At 68.3% G+C, this 17,437-nt stretch carries 15 protein-coding genes; all 15 read left to right on the top strand.

The window, feature by feature from the left end; translation table 11 throughout:
* The first annotated feature begins 7 nt into the window (after positions 1-7).
* Entirely contained in the window at positions 8-1,420 is a 1,413-nt protein-coding gene (leuC, locus tag G8A07_RS13165) for a 3-isopropylmalate dehydratase large subunit (RefSeq protein WP_195797420.1), read from the top strand.
* 13 nt (positions 1,421-1,433) lie between these two features.
* A complete protein-coding gene (leuD, locus tag G8A07_RS13170) occupies positions 1,434-2,084 on the top strand; it encodes a 3-isopropylmalate dehydratase small subunit (RefSeq protein ID WP_195797421.1) in 651 nt (216 codons plus the stop codon).
* Positions 2,085-2,088: 4 nt separating this feature from the next.
* Complete coding sequence (gene leuB, locus G8A07_RS13175; protein ID WP_195797422.1) at positions 2,089-3,180, top strand: 3-isopropylmalate dehydrogenase; 1,092 nt, start codon at positions 2,089-2,091, stop codon at positions 3,178-3,180.
* Positions 3,181-3,289: 109 nt separating this feature from the next.
* Positions 3,290-4,420 (top strand): aspartate-semialdehyde dehydrogenase, encoded by a 1,131-nt coding sequence (gene asd / locus G8A07_RS13180; protein ID WP_195797423.1) that lies wholly within the window; start codon positions 3,290-3,292, stop codon positions 4,418-4,420.
* Between the two features lie 250 nt (positions 4,421-4,670).
* Complete coding sequence (locus G8A07_RS13185) at positions 4,671-7,385, top strand: FimV/HubP family polar landmark protein (RefSeq protein ID WP_249937325.1); 2,715 nt, start codon at positions 4,671-4,673, stop codon at positions 7,383-7,385.
* A gap of 70 nt (positions 7,386-7,455) precedes the next feature.
* Complete coding sequence (truA, locus tag G8A07_RS13190) at positions 7,456-8,244, top strand: tRNA pseudouridine(38-40) synthase TruA (RefSeq protein WP_249937326.1); 789 nt, start codon at positions 7,456-7,458, stop codon at positions 8,242-8,244.
* Positions 8,241-8,894 carry a phosphoribosylanthranilate isomerase gene (locus tag G8A07_RS13195; RefSeq protein ID WP_195797424.1) on the top strand — a complete coding sequence of 218 codons (654 nt, stop codon included), beginning with the start codon at positions 8,241-8,243 and terminating at the stop codon, positions 8,892-8,894. The genes truA and G8A07_RS13195 overlap by 4 nt, the downstream gene beginning before the upstream one ends.
* 12 nt (positions 8,895-8,906) lie before the next feature.
* Positions 8,907-10,154 (top strand): tryptophan synthase subunit beta, encoded by a 1,248-nt coding sequence (gene trpB / locus G8A07_RS13200; RefSeq protein WP_195797425.1) that lies wholly within the window; start codon positions 8,907-8,909, stop codon positions 10,152-10,154.
* The gene (gene trpA, locus G8A07_RS13205; RefSeq protein WP_195797426.1) at positions 10,151-10,948 is read left to right on the top strand and encodes a tryptophan synthase subunit alpha; all 798 of its coding nucleotides are present in this window, start codon (positions 10,151-10,153) and stop codon (positions 10,946-10,948) included. Before trpB ends, trpA begins: the two co-directional genes overlap by 4 nt.
* A 23-nt stretch (positions 10,949-10,971) precedes the next feature.
* Positions 10,972-11,844 carry an acetyl-CoA carboxylase, carboxyltransferase subunit beta gene (gene accD, locus G8A07_RS13210; protein ID WP_195797427.1) on the top strand — a complete coding sequence of 291 codons (873 nt, stop codon included), beginning with the start codon at positions 10,972-10,974 and terminating at the stop codon, positions 11,842-11,844.
* 78 nt (positions 11,845-11,922) lie between these two features.
* The gene (gene folC, locus G8A07_RS13215; protein ID WP_195797428.1) at positions 11,923-13,257 is read left to right on the top strand and encodes a bifunctional tetrahydrofolate synthase/dihydrofolate synthase; all 1,335 of its coding nucleotides are present in this window, start codon (positions 11,923-11,925) and stop codon (positions 13,255-13,257) included.
* A 29-nt stretch (positions 13,258-13,286) separates the two neighbouring features.
* Positions 13,287-14,096 (top strand): SPOR domain-containing protein, encoded by an 810-nt coding sequence (locus G8A07_RS13220; RefSeq protein ID WP_195797429.1) that lies wholly within the window; start codon positions 13,287-13,289, stop codon positions 14,094-14,096.
* Positions 14,097-14,111: 15 nt separating this feature from the next.
* On the top strand, positions 14,112-14,606 hold the full coding sequence (locus G8A07_RS13225; protein WP_195797430.1) for a CvpA family protein: 495 nt from the start codon (positions 14,112-14,114) through the stop codon (positions 14,604-14,606).
* Positions 14,607-14,665: 59 nt separating this feature from the next.
* Positions 14,666-16,177, top strand: coding sequence for an amidophosphoribosyltransferase (gene purF / locus G8A07_RS13230; RefSeq protein WP_195797431.1), 1,512 nt, complete (start codon positions 14,666-14,668; stop codon positions 16,175-16,177).
* Positions 16,177-17,436 carry an O-succinylhomoserine sulfhydrylase gene (locus G8A07_RS13235; RefSeq protein WP_195797432.1) on the top strand — a complete coding sequence of 420 codons (1,260 nt, stop codon included), beginning with the start codon at positions 16,177-16,179 and terminating at the stop codon, positions 17,434-17,436. Before purF ends, G8A07_RS13235 begins: the two co-directional genes overlap by 1 nt.
* The last annotated feature ends 1 nt before the right edge of the window (position 17,437 follow it).

Below are 17,437 nucleotides of genomic sequence, written 5' to 3' on the forward strand. Positions count from 1 at the left end.
GCCAGCCATGACAGCACGCACCCTTTACGACAAGCTCTGGGATGAGCATGTGGTCCACACCGAGGAAGACGGCACGGCCACGCTCTACATCGACCGCCATCTGGTGCATGAGGTCACCAGCCCGCAGGCCTTTGAGGGCCTGGATCTGGCCGGCCGCAAGGTCTGGCGCCTCTCGGCCAATCTGGCGGTCAGCGACCACAACGTGCCGACCACCGACCGCAGCGAAGGCATCGCCGACCCGGTCTCGCGCCTGCAGGTCGACACCCTGGACAAGAACTGCGACCGCTTTGGGCTGACCCAGTTCAAGATGAGCGACAAGCGCCAGGGCATCGTCCATGTGATCGGCCCGGAGCAGGGTGCCACCCTGCCGGGCATGACGGTCGTCTGCGGCGACAGTCACACCTCCACGCATGGCGCCTTCGGCGCGCTGGCGCACGGCATCGGCACCTCCGAGGTGGAGCATGTGCTGGCCACCCAGACCCTGCTGGCCAAGAAGGCCAAGAACATGCTGATCAAGGTCGAGGGCCAGGTCATGCCCGGCGTCGGCGCCAAGGACATCGTGCTGGCCATCATCGGCAAGATCGGCACGGCCGGCGGCACCGGCTACACGATCGAGTTCGGCGGCTCGGCGATCCGCGCGCTCTCCATGGAAGGCCGCATGACCGTCTGCAATATGGCCATCGAGGCGGGCGCGCGCGCCGGCCTGGTGGCGGTGGACGAGACGACGATCAATTACGTCAAGGGCCGCCCCTTCACGCCCACGGGCGTGGAATGGGAGCAGGCCGTGGCCTACTGGCGCGGCCTGCACTCGGACGCCGGCGCCGTGTTCGACAAGGTGGTCGAGCTGGACGCCACCCAGATCAAGCCGCAGGTCACCTGGGGCACCAGTCCCGAGATGGTGCTGTCGATCGAGGACCGGGTGCCGGATCCCGACAAGGAAAAGGACGCCGTCAAGCGCGGCGCGATCGAGCGGGCGCTGAGTTATATGAATCTGGAGCCCAACAAGGCCCTGGCCGACATCCGCATCGACAAGGTCTTCATCGGCTCCTGCACCAACAGCCGCATCGAGGACATGCGCGAGGCCGCCGCCGTCGTGCGCCGCCTGGGCGGCAAGATCGCCAGCAACGTCAAGCTGGCCCTGGTGGTGCCGGGATCGGGCCTGGTGAAGGAACAGGCCGAGCGCGAAGGCCTGGACCAGGTCTTCAAGGCCGCCGGCTTCGAGTGGCGCGAGCCGGGTTGCTCGATGTGCCTGGCGATGAACGCCGACCGGCTGGAGCCGGGCGAGCGCTGCGCCTCCACCAGCAACCGCAATTTCGAAGGGCGCCAGGGCGCCGGCGGCCGCACCCATCTGGTCAGCCCGGCGATGGCCGCCGCGGCCGCGATGCAGGGCCATTTCGTCGACGTCCGTCGCATTGCCTGAGGAAACCGAGATCATGGAAAAGTTCACCGTGCACAAGGGCCTGGTGGCCCCGATGGATCGCGACAATGTCGACACCGACGCGATCATCCCCAAGCAGTTCCTGAAGTCGATCAAGCGCAGCGGCTTCGGCCCGAACCTGTTCGACGAATGGCGTTACCTGGACCATGGCGAGCCCGGTCAGGACCCGGCCAGCCGCAAGCCGAATCCGGACTTCGTGCTGAACCAGCCGCGCTATGCCGGCGCCTCGGTGCTGATCGCGCGCCAGAACTTCGGCTGCGGCTCCAGCCGCGAGCATGCGCCCTGGGCGCTAGAGCAGTACGGCTTTCGCGCGCTGATCGCGCCCAGCTTTGCCGACATCTTCTTCAACAACTGTTTCAAGAACGGCGTGCTGCCGATCGTGCTGCCCGAGGCCCAGGTCGCCCAGTTGTTCGACGAGGTCTTCGCCTTCCCCGGCTACCAGCTGACCGTGGACCTGGAGCGCCAGGTGGTCGTGAAGCCGGACGGCGCCGAGCTGGCCTTCGAGGTCCAGCCCTTCCGCAAATACTGCCTGCTCAACGGCTTCGACGACATCGGCCTGACCCTGCGCCACGCTGACAAGATCAAGGCCTATGAGGCCGAGCGCATCGCCAGCAAGCCCTGGCTCAATAATCGTTTGATTGGATAAGAAGATGAAGATCGCAGTTCTGCCCGGTGATGGCATCGGCACCGAAATCGTCGCCGAGGCCGTCAAGGTCCTGAATGTGCTGGACCTGCCGCTGACCCTGGAAAGCGCACCGGTCGGCGGCGCCGCCTACGAGGTAGCCGGCCATCCGTTGCCGGACTCGACCCTGCAACTGGCCAAGGATGCCGACGCGGTGCTGTTCGGCGCCGTCGGCGACTGGAAGTACGACAAGCTGGACCGTCCGCTGCGCCCCGAGCAGGCCATCCTGGGCCTGCGCAAGCACCTGGGCCTGTTCGCCAACTTCCGTCCGGCCATCTGCTACGAGCAGCTGACCCATGCCTCCAGCCTGAAGCCCGAACTGGTCGCCGGCCTGGACATCCTGATCATCCGCGAGCTGACCGGCGATATCTATTTCGGCCAGCCGCGCGGCCGCCGTACCGCGGTGGACGGGCATTTTCCGGGCGCGGAAGAGGCCTTCGACACCATGCGCTATTCGCGCCCGGAGATCGAGCGCATCGCCCATGTCGCCTTCCAGGCCGCGCGCAAGCGCAACAAGAAGGTGACCTCGGTCGACAAGGCCAATGTGCTGGAGACCTTCCAGTTCTGGAAGGATGTGGTCACCGAGGTCCACAAGGACTATCCGGACGTCGAGCTGGAGCATATGTACGTGGACAACGCCGCGATGCAGCTCGTCAAGGCGCCGAAGAAGTTCGACGTGGTTGTCACCGGCAATATGTTCGGTGACATCCTGTCGGACGAGGCGGCGATGCTGACCGGCTCGATCGGCATGCTGCCCTCGGCCTCGTTGGACAAGAACAACAAGGGCCTGTACGAACCCAGCCATGGCAGCGCGCCGGATATCGCGGGCAAGGGGATCGCCAATCCTTTGGCTACAATCCTCTCCGCTGCCATGATGCTCAAGTTCTCCCTCAATCAGCCCGAAGCCGCCGCTCGTATCGAGCAGGCGGTGCAGTCCGTGCTGGCCCAGGGTCTGCGTACTGCGGACATCTGGAGTGAGGGCACTCACAAAGTGGGCACGCGCGAGATGGGTGATGCCGTGGTTGCGGCCATCACCACCACCAAAACCATTAAGGGCTAGTTCAGCTCCGGTTCGTCTCGCCCCTACACCCCCAGGCGAACGAGCCGGGGGAAGAAGAGTCTCAAGTTTTTTCTTGTTGAACTTTTGTTAGGGCGATAGAGGTATCACGATGACGACATTGGTTGGACTGGTTGGCTGGCGCGGCATGGTGGGCTCCGTGCTCATGGACCGCATGCAGGCCGAGCGCGATTTCGATCTGATCGAGCCGCTGTTCTTCAGCACCTCGAACGCGGGCGGCGCCGCCCCCGCACAGGCGAAGAACGAGACGAAGCTGCAGAACGCCTTCGATCTCGAGCAGCTCAAGCGCTGCGAGATCATCATCACCTGCCAGGGTGGCGACTACACCAACGAGGTGTTCCCCAAGCTGCGCGCCACCGGCTGGAACGGCCACTGGATCGACGCGGCCTCGTCGCTGCGCATGAAGGACGACGCCGTCATCGTGCTCGACCCGGTCAACATGCCGGTGATCAAGGACGCGCTGGCCAAGGGCCAGAAGGACTGGATCGGCGGCAACTGCACCGTCTCCTGCATGCTGATGGGCGTCGGCGCGCTCTACAAGGCCGGCCTGGTCGAGTGGATGAGCACCCAGACCTACCAGGCGGCCAGCGGCGGCGGCGCGCAGCATATGCGCGAGCTGCTGACCCAGTACGGCACGCTCAACGCCGAGGTCAAGGCGCTGCTGGACGACCCGAAGAGCGCGATCCTGGAGATCGACCGCAAGGTCATCGCCAAGCAGCGCAGCCTGTCTGCCGACGAGACCGCCAATTTCGGTGTGCCGCTGGGCGGCTCGCTGATCCCCTGGATCGACCGCGACCTGGGCAACGGCACCTCCAAGGAAGAGTGGAAGGGCATGGCCGAGACCAACAAGATCCTCGGCATCGGCGAAGGCTTCGGCTCGCCGGCGATCCCGGTGGACGGCTTCTGCGTGCGCGTCGGCGCGATGCGCTGCCACAGCCAGGCCCTGACCTTCAAGCTGAAGAAGGACGTGCCCCTGGCCGACATCGAGGCGATGATCGCCGCCGACAACGAATGGGTGAAGGTGGTGCCGAACAACCGCGAGGCCACCCTGCAAGACCTGACCCCAGTGGCGGTGACCGGCACCATGACCATCCCGGTCGGCCGCATCCGCAAGTTGGCGATGGGTCCGGAATATCTCGGCGCCTTCACGATCGGCGACCAGTTGCTGTGGGGCGCGGCCGAGCCGCTGCGCCGCATGCTGCGCATCCTGCTGGATCGCTGAGCTCCGGGTTATCCCCCGACGGTCGTTGCCGGCAAGCCACATGCCTGTAACGACCGGTGAATCAGCCGGGTCTCCCTGGCTGATTTCAGCCTTTGCGTGAGGTCCTGAGCGTATATGCTTGATGCTGTTGTGATTTCGGATCGCAAGACGCCAGGAAAACAGCCATGACAAATGCTGTTGGGAACACAAGAACAGTCGTCAAGACAGGCGGACACCGGAGGGTGCCCGCCTTGTTGCTTTGGGGGATGCCTTGAAACTGAATCGTAGCGCTCGTTTTGCCCTGACCCATGTGGCCGTGGCTGCCCTGGGACTGGCCAGCACGGCTTCCTGGGGCCTGGGACTGGGCCGTTTGACCGTGCAGTCGGCGCTGGGCGAGACCCTCAAGGCAGAGATCGACGTCAGCTCCCTGACGCCCGAGGAGGCCGGCACCCTGAAGGTGCGCATCGCACCACCCGAGTCCTATCGCTCCAGTGGCGTCGAATACAACTCGGTGCTGACCAGCACCCAGGTGCAGCTGACGCGCCGCAGCGATGGCCGTCAGGTGCTGCGCATCAACAGCGACCGCGCGGTGCAGGAACCCTTTGTCGATGTGATCCTGGAGCTGTCCTGGGCCAGCGGCCGACTGGTGCGCGAATACACGCTGCTGTTCGATCCGCCGAACCTGGCCCGCCCCGCACCGCCCGCCGAGCCGGTGACGCCGGCCGTGGCCGCCGCCGCGCCGGTGCCGCCCTCGGCACCATCTGAGGCCCGCCCGATTGCCGCCGCACCGCGTGCGCCGGCAGCACCGGTCGTGGCCGCCGCCCCGGCACCCCGGCCCGCGCCGCCGGCGCCCGCGCCCGCGCCGACCGAATCCCCGCGCGCCGCCGCACCGAAGCCGGCACCCGCGCCGGCCACCGCCAGCGGGCCGGGCGAATACAAGGTCCGCGCCGGCGACACCCTGTCGCGCGTGGCCAACCGCACCAAGCCGGTCGGCATCTCGCTGGACCAGATGCTGGTGGGCCTGTTCCGCAGCAACCCGGACGCCTTCATCGGCGACAACATGAACCGGCTGAAGTCCGGCGTCGTGCTGCAGGTGCCCGGCAGCGACACCCTGTCCAGCGTCTCGACCGACGAGGCGCGCCAGGTCATCCAGGCCCAGAGCGCCGATTTCGGCGCCTACCGCCAGCGCCTGGCCAGCGGCGCGCCCGAGCTGCGCCTGGACGAGAGCCAGCGCAAGGCCAAGGGCCAGGTGCAGGCAGCCGTCGAGGACAGGAAGCCCGCCGCCGCGCCCAGCCCCGACAAGCTGACCCTCAGCAAGGCCGGCAAGCCGGGCGCCGCAGCGTCCGAGGCCAAGCTGTCCAAGGAAACCGAGAAGAAGGCCGACGCCGCCCGCGTGGCCGAGCTGACCCGCAATGTGGAGGAGCTGAAGAAGCTCTCCAGCGAGACCAAGCCCGCCGGCGGCAGCGCCACGACCGGGCCCGCCGCGGCCCCGGCCGCGACGCCGCCCGCCCCGGCGCCCGCGCCGGTCGTGGCCGCCGCGCCGCTGCCGGCTCCGGTGGCTCCGCCGGTCGCCGCCTCCAAGCCGCCGGTGGCCGCTTCCAAGCCCGCGCCGCTGACCCCGCCGCCGGCACCTGCGCCGCAGGAAGAGCCGGGCCTGCTGGACAGCCTGCTTGAGAACCCGCTGGTGCTGCCGATCGCCGGCGTGCTGGTGGCGCTGCTGGGCGGCCTGGGCTTCATGCGCCTGCGTGGCGGCAAGGGCTTCGGCAAGCCCAAGGCCGACACCGGCTTCCACGAGAGCCGCCTGCAACCGGACTCCTTCTTTGGCGCCAGCGGTGGTCAGCGCGTCGACACCCGCGACGCCGCCGGCGGCGCCTCGTCGATGAGCTACTCGCTGAGCCAGTTGGACGCGATCGGCGATGTCGATCCGGTCGCCGAGGCCGATGTCTACCTGGCCTATGGCCGCGACCTGCAGGCCGAGGAGATCCTGAAGGAGGCGCTGCGCTCCAATCCCGATCGCCTGGCGATCCGCCTGAAGCTGCTGGAGGTCTACGCCAAGCGCCGCGACATCAAGGGCTTCGAACAGCTGGCCATCCAGCTGTTCGCCGAGACCAAGGGCGAAGGCGAGGACTGGGCCAAGGCCCAGGAGCTGGGCCGCCAGATCGACGCGGACAACCCGCTGTACCAGCCCGGCGGCGCGCCCGCACTGCTGGATGACGGCCGCGAGGTGCATCCGGAGCCGATGGGTGCCAGCACCATGCCGCAGACCGCGCAGCAGAGCATCCTGCCCTCCGTCGCTGCCGTGGCCGCCGCCACCGGTGCCCATCTGGCGACCGAGCCGCTGAAGCGCGCCCCGGTCAGCGACCCGGGCCTGCCCAGCGGGCTGGACCTGGATCTCGACCTGGACCTGGACAAGCCGGTGCCGCCGGTCTCGCCGCTGGCGATGCAGGCCACCCAGGCCCTGGCCAGCACGGTCGATCAGGCACCGCTGACGATGGATTTCGACCTCGACAATCCGCCGCCGCCGGCTGCCGCCCCGGCCGCTGTGACCGATCTGGAGTTCGATCTGGACGATCTGCGCCTGCCCGAGGAGGAGAGCACCCAGGCCTCCGCGCTGCATGCCGAGCCGGAGGCCGCGCCTTCGCTGGACTTCGACCTCTCGGCCATCAACCTGGATCTGCCCGCCACCCCGGAGGAGCCGATCCCGACCGCCAGCACCGCCACCCTGGACCTGGGCGACGAGCTGCCGGCCGAGTTCGACGGGCTGCTGCGGGACGAGCCGGCCGCCGAGGATCCGCTGTCCAAGGCCTTCGATGCGCTGGAGGGCGATGGCGACGGCGATCCGCTGCAGCGCCAGCTGGAGCTGGCCGACGAGTTCCGCCAGATCGGCGATACCGAAGGCGCGCGCGACGTGCTGCAGGAGCTGATGGCCAAGGCCAAGGGCCCGCTGCGCGACAAGGTCCAGGCGATGCTCAACGAGCTGGGCTGAGTCCCGCGCGAGCAGGCACAATGCGAAGCGCCCGGCCTGGCCGGGCGCTTTTCTTTTTCCGGGAGCAATTTTGACGACGAGGGTGGCGCTGGGAGTCAGCTATCGCGGCCAGGCCTATAAGGGCTGGCAGAGCCAGCCGGGCGGCGGCACGGTGCAGGATGCGCTGGAGGCGGCGCTGGCCAAGTTCGCAGCCCAGCCGATCCGCACCATCTGCGCCGGCCGCACCGATACGGGCGTGCATGGCCTGAACCAGGTGGTGCATTTCGACTCGCCGGTCGAGCGCGAGCCCTTCTCCTGGGTGCGCGGCACCAACCGCTACCTGCCGCCCGACATCGCAATCCAGTGGTGCGCCTTTCCCGGTGCCGACTTCCATGCCCGCAACCATGCGCGCGGCCGGCGCTATGCCTATCTGCTGCTGGAGTCGGCGGTGCGGCCGGCGATCGAGAGCGGCTCGGTCGGCTGGGTGTTCCGCCCGCTGGACGGCGACGCGATGCGCGCGGCCGTCACGCATCTGCTGGGCGAGCATGATTTCTCCTCCTTCCGCTCGTCCGAATGCCAGGCCAAGTCGCCGGTGAAGGTGCTGCGTGCGATCGAGATCACCAAGCGCGGCGCCTACTGGCGCTTCGAGTTCGATGCCTCGGCCTTCCTGCATCACATGGTGCGCAACCTGATGGGCTGCCTGCTGGCGGTGGGCACAGGCAACCGCCATCCCGACTGGCTGATCGAGGTGCTGGCCGCGCGCAACCGCGATGCCGCGGCGCCGACCTTTGCCCCCGACGGCCTCTATTTCGTCGGGCCTTACTACGATGCCCACCTGAACCTGCCCGAGCGCACCGCCGCGATGGATTGGCTGCCATGACCCATGCCCGTACCCGTATCAAGATCTGCGGCCTGACCCGCGAGGCCGATGTCGATGCCGCGGTGGCGGCCGGGGCCGATGCGATCGGCTTCGTGTTCTATGCCAAGAGCCCGCGCCATGTGACGCCGGCGCGCGCGGCCGAGCTGGCCAAGCGCCTGCCGCCCTTCGTGATGCCGGTGGGCCTGTTCGTCAATGCCGACGCGGCGCAGCTGGCCGAGGCCCAGGCCGCGCTGCCGCAGATGCTCTTGCAGTTCCATGGCGACGAGACGCCGGCCGATTGCGCGCGGGCGGGGCGGCCCTTCATCCGCGCGGCGCGCATGACGCCGGGTTTTGATTTGTTAGACTTCGCCCAACAGTTCTCTTGCGCCCAAGCCATCCTGCTCGACGCCCATGTCGAGGGTTATGGCGGCGGTGGAAAGGTTTTTGATTGGTCGCTCATTCCAGGAAACGTGCCCTCTCCAGTCGTTTTGTCTGGTGGGTTGCATGCCGGAAATGTGGCCGAAGGGATGCTTCGGGTACGGCCCTGGGCCGTTGACGTGAGTTCCGGCGTCGAACAGGCCAAGGGCCTGAAGGACGCCGCCCTGATCCGGCAGTTCTGTGCCGCGGTCCGCGACGCGGATGCGCAGATTGCAGCACTGCCGCCAACCTGAAGAGACACATCCATGAAGACCTATGACCAACCGGATGCTCGTGGGCATTTCGGTCCCTACGGCGGCCGCTTCGTCGCCGAGACCCTGGTGCATGCGCTCGACGAGCTGAACGAGGCCTACGAGCATTACCGCAAGGATCCCGAGTTCATCGCCGAATTCGAGCGCGAGCTGGCCCATTTCGTCGGCCGCCCGAGCCCGATCTACCATGCCGACCGCCTTTCCCGCGAGCTCGGCGGCGCGCAGATCTACCTGAAGCGCGAGGACCTGAACCACACCGGCGCGCACAAGGTCAACAACACCATCGGCCAGGCCCTGCTGGCCAAGCGCATGGGCAAGAAGCGCGTGATCGCCGAGACCGGCGCCGGCCAGCATGGCGTGGCTACCGCGACGATCTGCGCCCGCTTCGGCATGGAATGCGTGGTCTACATGGGCAGCGAGGACGTCAAGCGCCAGAGCCCGAATGTCTACCGCATGAACCTGCTGGGCGCGACCGTGGTGCCCGTGGAGTCGGGCTCCAAGACCCTGAAGGACGCGCTGAACGAGGCGATGCGAGACTGGGTCACCCATGTCGAGTCGACCTTCTACATCATCGGCACCGTGGCCGGCCCGCACCCCTATCCGGCGATGGTGCGCGACTTCCAACGCATCATCGGCGACGAATGCCTGACGCAGATGCCGCAGCTGGTCGGGCGCCAGCCGGACGCTGTGATCGCCTGCGTCGGCGGCGGCTCCAACGCCATCGGCATCTTCTATCCCTACATCCCGCATGAGGGCGTGCGCCTGATCGGTGTCGAGGCGGCGGGGCAGGGCGTCGAGTCCGGCAAGCATGCCGCGACCCTGACGGCCGGCTCGCCGGGCGTGCTGCATGGCAACCGCACCTATCTGCTGCAGGACGCGGACGGCCAGATCATCGAGACCCATTCGATCTCGGCCGGTCTGGACTATCCCGGCGTCGGCCCCGAGCATGCCTACCTGAAGGACATCGGCCGCGCCGAGTATGTCGGCATCACTGACCAGGAGGCGCTGGCGGCCTTCCACCGCCTGTGCCGCACCGAGGGCATCATCCCGGCGCTGGAGTCCAGCCATGCGGTGGCCCACGCAATCAAGCTGGCGCCGACCCTGAGCCCCGATCAGGTGCTGCTGGTCAACCTGTCCGGTCGTGGCGACAAGGATATCGGCACCGTCGCCGATCTCTCGGGGGCCAAGGTCTATGACCAGCCCTCGCAGGCCGGCCACAAGGTGAAGGGAGGTGCGCAATGAGCCGCATTGCCGCCACCTTCGCCGCGCTGAAGGCGCAGAACCGCAAGGCGCTGATTCCCTTCGTCACCGCCGGCGATCCCTATCCCGAGGCTACGGTCGAGCTGATGCAGGCGATGGCCCAGGCCGGCGCCGACGTGATCGAGCTGGGCGTGCCCTTCTCGGACCCGATGGCCGATGGCCCGGTGATCCAGCGCGCCGGTGAGCGCGCGCTGAAGGCCGGGATCGGCCTGGTCACCGTGCTGGACTATGTGCGGCGCTTCCGCCAGGGCAACGAGCGCACACCGGTCGTGCTGATGGGCTATGCGAACCCGGTCGAGCGCTACGGCATCGAGCGTTTCGTGGTCGATGCGAAGGCGGCCGGCGTCGACGGCGTGCTGATCGTCGACTACCCGCCCGAGGAATGCGAGGCCTTCGCGGCCGCGTTGAAGGGGCAGGGGCTGGATCCGATCTTCCTGCTGGCGCCGACCTCGACCGAGGCGCGCATGGCGCAGATTGGCGCCCTGGCCAGCGGCTATGTCTACTATGTCTCGCTGAAGGGCGTGACCGGGGCCGGGCATCTGGACACCGAGGCGGTGGCCGCGATGGTGCCGCGCATCAAGGCTCATGTGGCGGTGCCGGTGGGTGTCGGTTTCGGCATCCGCGACGGCGCCACGGCACGGGCGGTGGCCGAACATTCGGACGCCGTCGTGATCGGTTCGCGTCTGGTCCAGCTGCTGGAAACCCAGACAAGGGATAATGTCGCCGCAACCGGTGCCCAGTTCATCCGCGAAATCCGCGCTGCGCTGGACGCCTGAGTCACCGAACAAGGAGAGCCTCCATGAGCTGGCTTGAGAAACTCCTGCCGCCCAAGATGCAGCAGACCGATCCCAACGAGCGCCGCACGGTGCCCGAAGGGCTGTGGATCAAGTGCCCGTCCTGCGAGACGGTGCTGTACAAGACCGACCTGGAGCAGAACGTCAACGTCTGCCCCAAGTGCAGCCATCACCACCGCATCGGCGCGCGCGCGCGCCTGAACGCCTTCCTCGATGGCGAAGGCCGCTACGAGATCGGCCAGGAGGTGCTGCCGGTCGATGCGCTGAAGTTCAAGGACAGCAAGAAGTACCCCGATCGCCTGAAGGAAGCGCTGGAGAACACCGGCGAGACCGACGCGCTGGTGGTGCTGGGCGGCTCGGTGATGAGCGTGCCGGTGGTCGCGGCCTGCTTCGAGTTCGACTTCATGGGCGGCTCGATGGGCTCGGTGGTCGGCGAGCGCTTCGCGCGCGGCGTCGAGACCGCGCTGGAGCAGAAGGTGCCGTTCATCTGCTTCACCGCCACCGGTGGCGCGCGCATGCAGGAAGGCCTGATGTCGCTGATGCAGATGGCCAAGAGCAATGCGGCGCTGACCCGGCTGGCCAAGGCGAAGCTGCCCTATGTGAGCGTGCTGACCGACCCGACCATGGGTGGCGTGTCCGCCTCCTTCGCGTTTGTGGGTGACATCGTGATCGCCGAGCCCAAGGCCCTGATCGGCTTTGCCGGCCCGCGCGTGATCGAGAACACCGTGCGCGAGAAGCTGCCGCCGGGCTTCCAGCGCGCCGAGTTCCTGATGGAGAAGGGCGCGGTGGACATGATCGTCGACCGCCGCGAGCTGCGCGAGACCATCGCCCGCCAGCTGGCCATGCTGCAGCGGCAGAGCGCCGACGCGGTGGCCTGAGGCCGACCCAGCCCGCCACGGCCAGGCCAGACAGCCTGGCCGTCTTTGTTTCTGAATTGGCTTGATGTGACGACAACGATGACTCTCGACGACTGGCTGGCCCGCTGCGAGCGCCTGCATCCCAAGGAAATCGACATGACCTTGGAGCGCGTGCAGCGCCTGCGCGAGGCCATGGGCCTGCGTTTCGAGGCGCCGGTGGTGATGGTGGCCGGGACCAACGGCAAGGGCTCGACCTGCGCGATGTTGGAATCGATCGCGCTGCAGGCGGGCTACAAGGTCGGGCTCTACATCAAGCCGCATCTGGTGCATTTCCAGGAGCGCTGCCGCGTCAACGGCGCGCCGGTCGAGGCCGACTCGCTGCTGCCGCATTTCGAGGCGGTGGAGCGCGCGCGCGGCGATCTGGCGCTGACCTATTTCGAGTTCACCACCCTGGCCATCATGAGCCGGCTGGCCGCCGAACCGCTGGACCTGGTGATCCTGGAGGTGGGCCTGGGCGGGCGGCTGGATGCCGTCAACTGCATCGACGCCGATTGCAGCGTGATCACCAGCATCGACCTGGACCATACCGAGTTCCTCGGCCCGGACCGCGAATCGGTCGGGCGCGAGAAGGCTCACATCATGCGCCCGGGGCGCCCGGTGGTCTGCAGCGACCCGGTGCCGCCGGCCGCTATCGCCGCCCATGCGGCCGCGGTCGGCGCCGACCTGCGCCAGCTGGGCCGCGACTTCAGCTACGGCGGCGACCGCCAGCAATGGCAATGGGCGGGCCGCGGCCGGCGCTTCTCGGGCCTGGCCTATCCGGCGCTGCGCGGCGTCAACCAGCTGCTGAACGCTTCCGGCGTGCTGGCGGTGTTCGAGGCCCTGTATGAGCGCCTGCCGATCAGCGCGCAAGCGGTGCGCACCGGCCTGGCCCTGGTGGAGCTGCCGGGGCGCTTCCAGGTGGTGCCGGGCCAGCCGGCCCTCGTGCTGGACGTGGCGCACAACCCGCATGCGGTGGCGGCGTTGGCGCAGAACCTGGACCAGATGGGCTTCTTCCCGCGCACCCATGTGGTGTTCGGCGCGATGGCCGACAAGGATCTGGCCGAGATCCTGGCGCGCATCGCGCCGCTGGTGGACAGCTGGCATTTCTGCGGCCTGCCCCTGCCGCGCGCCGCGACCGCCGCGGCCCTGGCCGAGCGTTTCGAGGCGCTGCGCGCCGAGGGCAAGCTGAAGTCGCCCGCCGGCGTCGGTGTGCAGCAGCATGCCGACCCCGCGTCGGCCCTGGCCGCAGCGGCGGCGGCGGCCGACCCCGCTGATAGAATTTTGGTCTTCGGCTCCTTCTACACCGTGGGTGGCGTGCTCAAGAATGGCGTGCCGCGCCTGATGAGCGCCGCGTCGCCCTCCACCAACAAGCCCGCCGCTTCGTCCTCCTCCTGACGCCGCGGCCACGCGCATCGATCGAATCCATGGGTTTGCTGTCGTCTCTCTTCAAGCGCAACGTGGCCCCCGCGGCCAGGCCGGAGCCGGCCGGCGGCGATGTCCAGCAGCTGCGCCTGCGTGCCCGGCGCCGCCTGATCGGCGTGGCCCTGCTGGTGGGGCTGGGTGTGATCGGCTTCCCGCTGGTCTTCGAAACCCAGCCGCGCCCGATCCCGGTGGACCTGCCGATCGACATCCCGCGCAAGGAAACCGCCACGCCGCTGAGCATTCCTCCGGCCGCGACGCTGCCAGTGGCCAAGCCACCGCTGCCGCAGGAGCCGCCGGTCGAGGTGGCGGCCGCGCCGGTGGAGAATGTGGTGGCTCCCGCGCCGCGGCCCGAGCCCAAGCCCGAGCTGAAGCCCGAGCTGAAGCCGGAGCCGCGCGTCGAACCCAAGCACGAGAGCAAGCCGGAACCCGAACCCAAGTCGAAGGCGGAGCCCAAGCGCGAGCCGCCGGCCGCGGCCAAGCCGAGCGCCGACGAGGGCAAGGCCGCCGCCGGCAAGGAGGCCGCGCGCGTGCAGGCCCTGCTGGAAGGCAAGAAGCCCGAGGCCTCGGCGGCGGCGGCGGGCGCGGGCCGCTTCATCGTGCAGGTCGGGGCCTATGCCGACAACAAGGCCGCGCATGAGGCGCGCATGAAGGTCGAGCGCCTGGGCCTGAAGACCTACACCCAGGCGGTGGAGACGGCCGACGGCAAGCGCATCCGCGTGCGTGTGGGGCCCTTCGCCAGCCGCGAGGAGGCCGACAAGGTGGCGGCCAAGGTGCGCGGCGGTGGCCTGTCCACCGCGGTGCTGACGCTCTGACGGGGCGGGGTCATCATGGGCTGGGTCGACCTCGTGCTGCTGGCGGTGCTGGGCATCTCGGTGCTGCTGGGGCTGTGGCGCGGCCTGGTCTACGAGCTGATGGCCATCGTCGGCTGGATCGTGGCCTATCTGGCCTGTCCCTATGTGGCACCCTGGATCGAGCCCTGGCTGCCGGCCGCGCGCCTCGGCCCCTCGACCGTGCACATGCTGGGCCTGGTGCTGGGCTTTGTCGCGGTGCTGGTGGTCTGGGGCCTGACGGCGCGGCTCGTGCGGGCGCTGATCCATGCGACGCCGCTGTCGGTCGTGGACCGGCTGCTGGGCGGCGGTTTCGGCGTGCTGCGCGGCGTGCTGATTGCGCTGCTGGCGGTGGTGCTGGTCAGCATGACGCCGGCCTCGCAGACCGAGACCTGGCGTGCCTCGCAGCTGGCGCCGGTGCTGCATGCAACCCTGCACGGGCTGGCGCCGATGCTGCCGGCCGAGCTGGTGAAGTTCATTCCGGCCGGGGCCTGATGCAGGGCCCGGCCATCGAAGATCGTTGGTAAGCAAGTTAACAACAAGGAAGCAGTCCCATGTGTGGCATCGTCGGTGTGATCTCCCAGGCGCCGGTCAACCAGCTGATTTATGACGCCTTGCTGCTGCTGCAGCACCGCGGCCAGGATGCCGCCGGCATCGTCACGATGCAGGGCAACAAATGCTTCATGCACAAGGCGCGCGGCATGGTGCGCGATGTGTTCCGCACCCGCAATATGCGCGCGCTGCCCGGCAATATCGGCCTGGGCCAGGTGCGCTACCCGACCGCCGGCAATGCCTACAACGAGGAAGAGGCCCAACCCTTCTACGTCAACGCGCCCTTCGGCCTGGTGCTGGTTCACAACGGCAACCTGACCAACGCCCATGCGCTGAAGAAGGAGCTGTTCGACATCGACCGCCGCCACATCAACACCGAGAGCGATACCGAGGTGCTGATCAATGTGGTCGCGCATGAGCTGGAGCGCGTCGCGCGCGACCTGCCGCTGACGCCCGATGCGGTGTTCAAGGCGGTGAGCGCGGTGCACAAGCGCATCAAGGGCTCGTACGCGGTGATTGCGCTGATCGCCGGCCATGGCCTGCTGGCCTTCCGCGACCCCTTCGGCATCCGCCCGCTGTGCTTCGGCCAGTCGGCCGACGGCGAGTTCATGGTGGCCAGCGAGAGTGTGGCGCTGGAGGGCACCGGCCACAAGCTGACCCGCGACGTGGCGCCCGGCGAGGCCTTGTTCATCGACATGCAGGGCCAGGTGCACACCCAGCAATGCGCGCAGAGCCCGACCCTGAATCCCTGCATGTTCGAGTTCGTCTACCTGGCACGCCCGGACTCGGTGATGGACGGCATCTCGGTCTACCAGGCCCGCCTGAACATGGGCGAGACCCTGGCCCAGCGCCTGATCTCGACCATGCCGCCCAGCGAGATCGACGTGGTGATCCCGATCCCCGAATCGAGCCGCCCCTCGGCGATGCAGCTGGCGCACAAGATCGGCAAGCCCTACCGCGAAGGCTTCGTGAAGAACCGCTATGTGGGCCGCACCTTCATCATGCCGGGGCAGGGTGCGCGCAAGAAGTCGGTGCGCCAGAAGCTCAATGCGATCGGCCTGGAGTTCAAGGGCCGCAATGTGCTGCTGGTGGACGATTCGATCGTGCGCGGCACCACCTCCAAGGAGATCGTGCAGATGGCCCGCGAGGCCGGTGCGCGCAAGGTCTACCTGGCCTCGGCCGCGCCGCCGGTGCGCTTCCCGAATGTCTACGGCATCGACATGCCGACCAAGGAAGAGCTGATCGCGCATGGCCGCAGCATCGAGGAGGTGCGCCAGTACATCGGCGCCGATGCGCTGATCTACCAGGACGTCGACGCGATGAAGCGCGTCGTGGCGGCGCTGCAGCCGGGGCTGAACGGCTTCGAGGCCTCCTGCTTCGACGGCAGCTATGTCACCGGCGACGTCTCGGCCGAGGACTTCGAGACCATGCGCGAGCAGCGCAAGTCGCAGGGCGACGAGGAAGACGGCCCGGCCCGCACCCGCCTGGCGCTGCAGAGCGGACAGGACCAGTAATGAGCTCGACCGACGAGGCGCGGCGCCTGGCGCGCGCCGAGCTGCCGGCGGGCCTGCGCCCCGAGACCCTGGCGGTGCGCACCGCGCTGGCGCCCAGCCAGCATGGCGAGAACTCCGAGGCGCTGTTCCTGACCAGCGGTTATGTGCAGCCCGACGCCGAGACCTCGGCGCGGCGCTTCGCCGCGTCGGAGGACTTCACCTATTCGCGCACCAGCAATCCGACGGTGCGCAGCTTCGAGGCGCGCCTGGCGGCGCTGGAAGGCACCGAGGCCGCGGTCGCGACCGCCACCGGCATGGGTGCGATCCTGCTGCTGATCATGGGCCTCCTGAAGTCGGGCGACCATGTGGTCTGCTCGCGCTCGGTGTTCGGCTCGACGATCAACCTGTTCGCCAAGGAGTTCGGCAAGTTCGGCGTCGAGACGACCTTCGTCTCGCAGACCGATCTTGAGGAATGGCGCGCGGCGATCCGGCCGACGACCAAACTGTTCTTCGCCGAGACGCCGACCAACCCGCTGACCGACATCTGCGACATCCGCGCGCTGGCCGACATGGCCCATGGCGCGGGCGCGCTGCTGGTGGTGGACAACAGCTTCTGCACGCCGGCGCTGCAGCGCCCGGCCGAGCTGGGCGCCGACCTGGTGATGCACTCCGGTACCAAGTATCTGGACGGCCAGGGCCGCGTGATGGCCGGCGCGCTGTGCGGGCCCGAGCGCCTGATCAAGGATGTGTTCGGCCCGGTGATCCGCACCGCTGGCATGACCCTGGCGCCGTTCAACGCCTGGGTGGTGCTGAAGGGCCTGGAGACCCTGGCCGTGCGCATGAAGGCGCATGGCGAGAACGCGCTGAAGGTGGCGCGCTGGCTGGAAGCCCGGCCCGAGGTGGCGCGGGTGTACTACCCCGGCCTGGCCTCGCATGCTCAGCATGAGCTGGCGATGCGCCAGCAGGGCGGGCAGGGCGGGGCGGTGCTGTCCTTCGACCTGCGCGGCCGCCATGGCGACGAAGGCCCGGAGGCGGCCCGCGCCGCGGCCTTCCACCTGATCGACAGCACCCGCGTGATCTCGATCGCCACCAATCTGGGCGACACCAAGTCCATCATCACCCATCCGGCCACCACCTCGCATGGTCGCCTGACCGAGGCGCAGCGCCAGGCCGCCGGTATCGGCCAGGGCCTGGTGCGCCTGGCGGTGGGCCTCGAGCATCCGGACGACATCACCGACGACCTGCTGCGTGGTCTGGCCACGCTGAACGACAAGAACTGAG

The sequence above is a fragment of the Roseateles sp. DAIF2 genome (genome assembly GCF_015624425.1).
Classification (GTDB): domain Bacteria; phylum Pseudomonadota; class Gammaproteobacteria; order Burkholderiales; family Burkholderiaceae_C; genus Kinneretia.

Excerpts from the sequence above, each read along its gene's own strand:
- leuB (WP_195797422.1), top strand. The coding sequence starts at position 2,089 with ATGAAGATCGCAGTTCTGCCCGGTGATGGCATCGGCACCGAAATCGTC.
- G8A07_RS13225 (WP_195797430.1), top strand. The coding sequence starts at position 14,112 with ATGGGCTGGGTCGACCTCGTGCTGCTGGCGGTGCTGGGCATCTCGGTG.
- trpB (WP_195797425.1), top strand. The coding sequence starts at position 8,907 with ATGAAGACCTATGACCAACCGGATGCTCGTGGGCATTTCGGTCCCTAC.
- purF (WP_195797431.1), top strand. The coding sequence starts at position 14,666 with ATGTGTGGCATCGTCGGTGTGATCTCCCAGGCGCCGGTCAACCAGCTG.
- folC (WP_195797428.1), top strand. The coding sequence starts at position 11,923 with ATGACTCTCGACGACTGGCTGGCCCGCTGCGAGCGCCTGCATCCCAAG.
- leuC (WP_195797420.1), top strand. The coding sequence starts at position 8 with ATGACAGCACGCACCCTTTACGACAAGCTCTGGGATGAGCATGTGGTC.
- G8A07_RS13220 (WP_195797429.1), top strand. The coding sequence starts at position 13,287 with ATGGGTTTGCTGTCGTCTCTCTTCAAGCGCAACGTGGCCCCCGCGGCC.
- G8A07_RS13235 (WP_195797432.1), top strand. The coding sequence starts at position 16,177 with ATGAGCTCGACCGACGAGGCGCGGCGCCTGGCGCGCGCCGAGCTGCCG.
- leuD (WP_195797421.1), top strand. The coding sequence starts at position 1,434 with ATGGAAAAGTTCACCGTGCACAAGGGCCTGGTGGCCCCGATGGATCGC.
- asd (WP_195797423.1), top strand. The coding sequence starts at position 3,290 with ATGACGACATTGGTTGGACTGGTTGGCTGGCGCGGCATGGTGGGCTCC.
- trpA (WP_195797426.1), top strand. The coding sequence starts at position 10,151 with ATGAGCCGCATTGCCGCCACCTTCGCCGCGCTGAAGGCGCAGAACCGC.
- accD (WP_195797427.1), top strand. The coding sequence starts at position 10,972 with ATGAGCTGGCTTGAGAAACTCCTGCCGCCCAAGATGCAGCAGACCGAT.
- G8A07_RS13195 (WP_195797424.1), top strand. The coding sequence starts at position 8,241 with ATGACCCATGCCCGTACCCGTATCAAGATCTGCGGCCTGACCCGCGAG.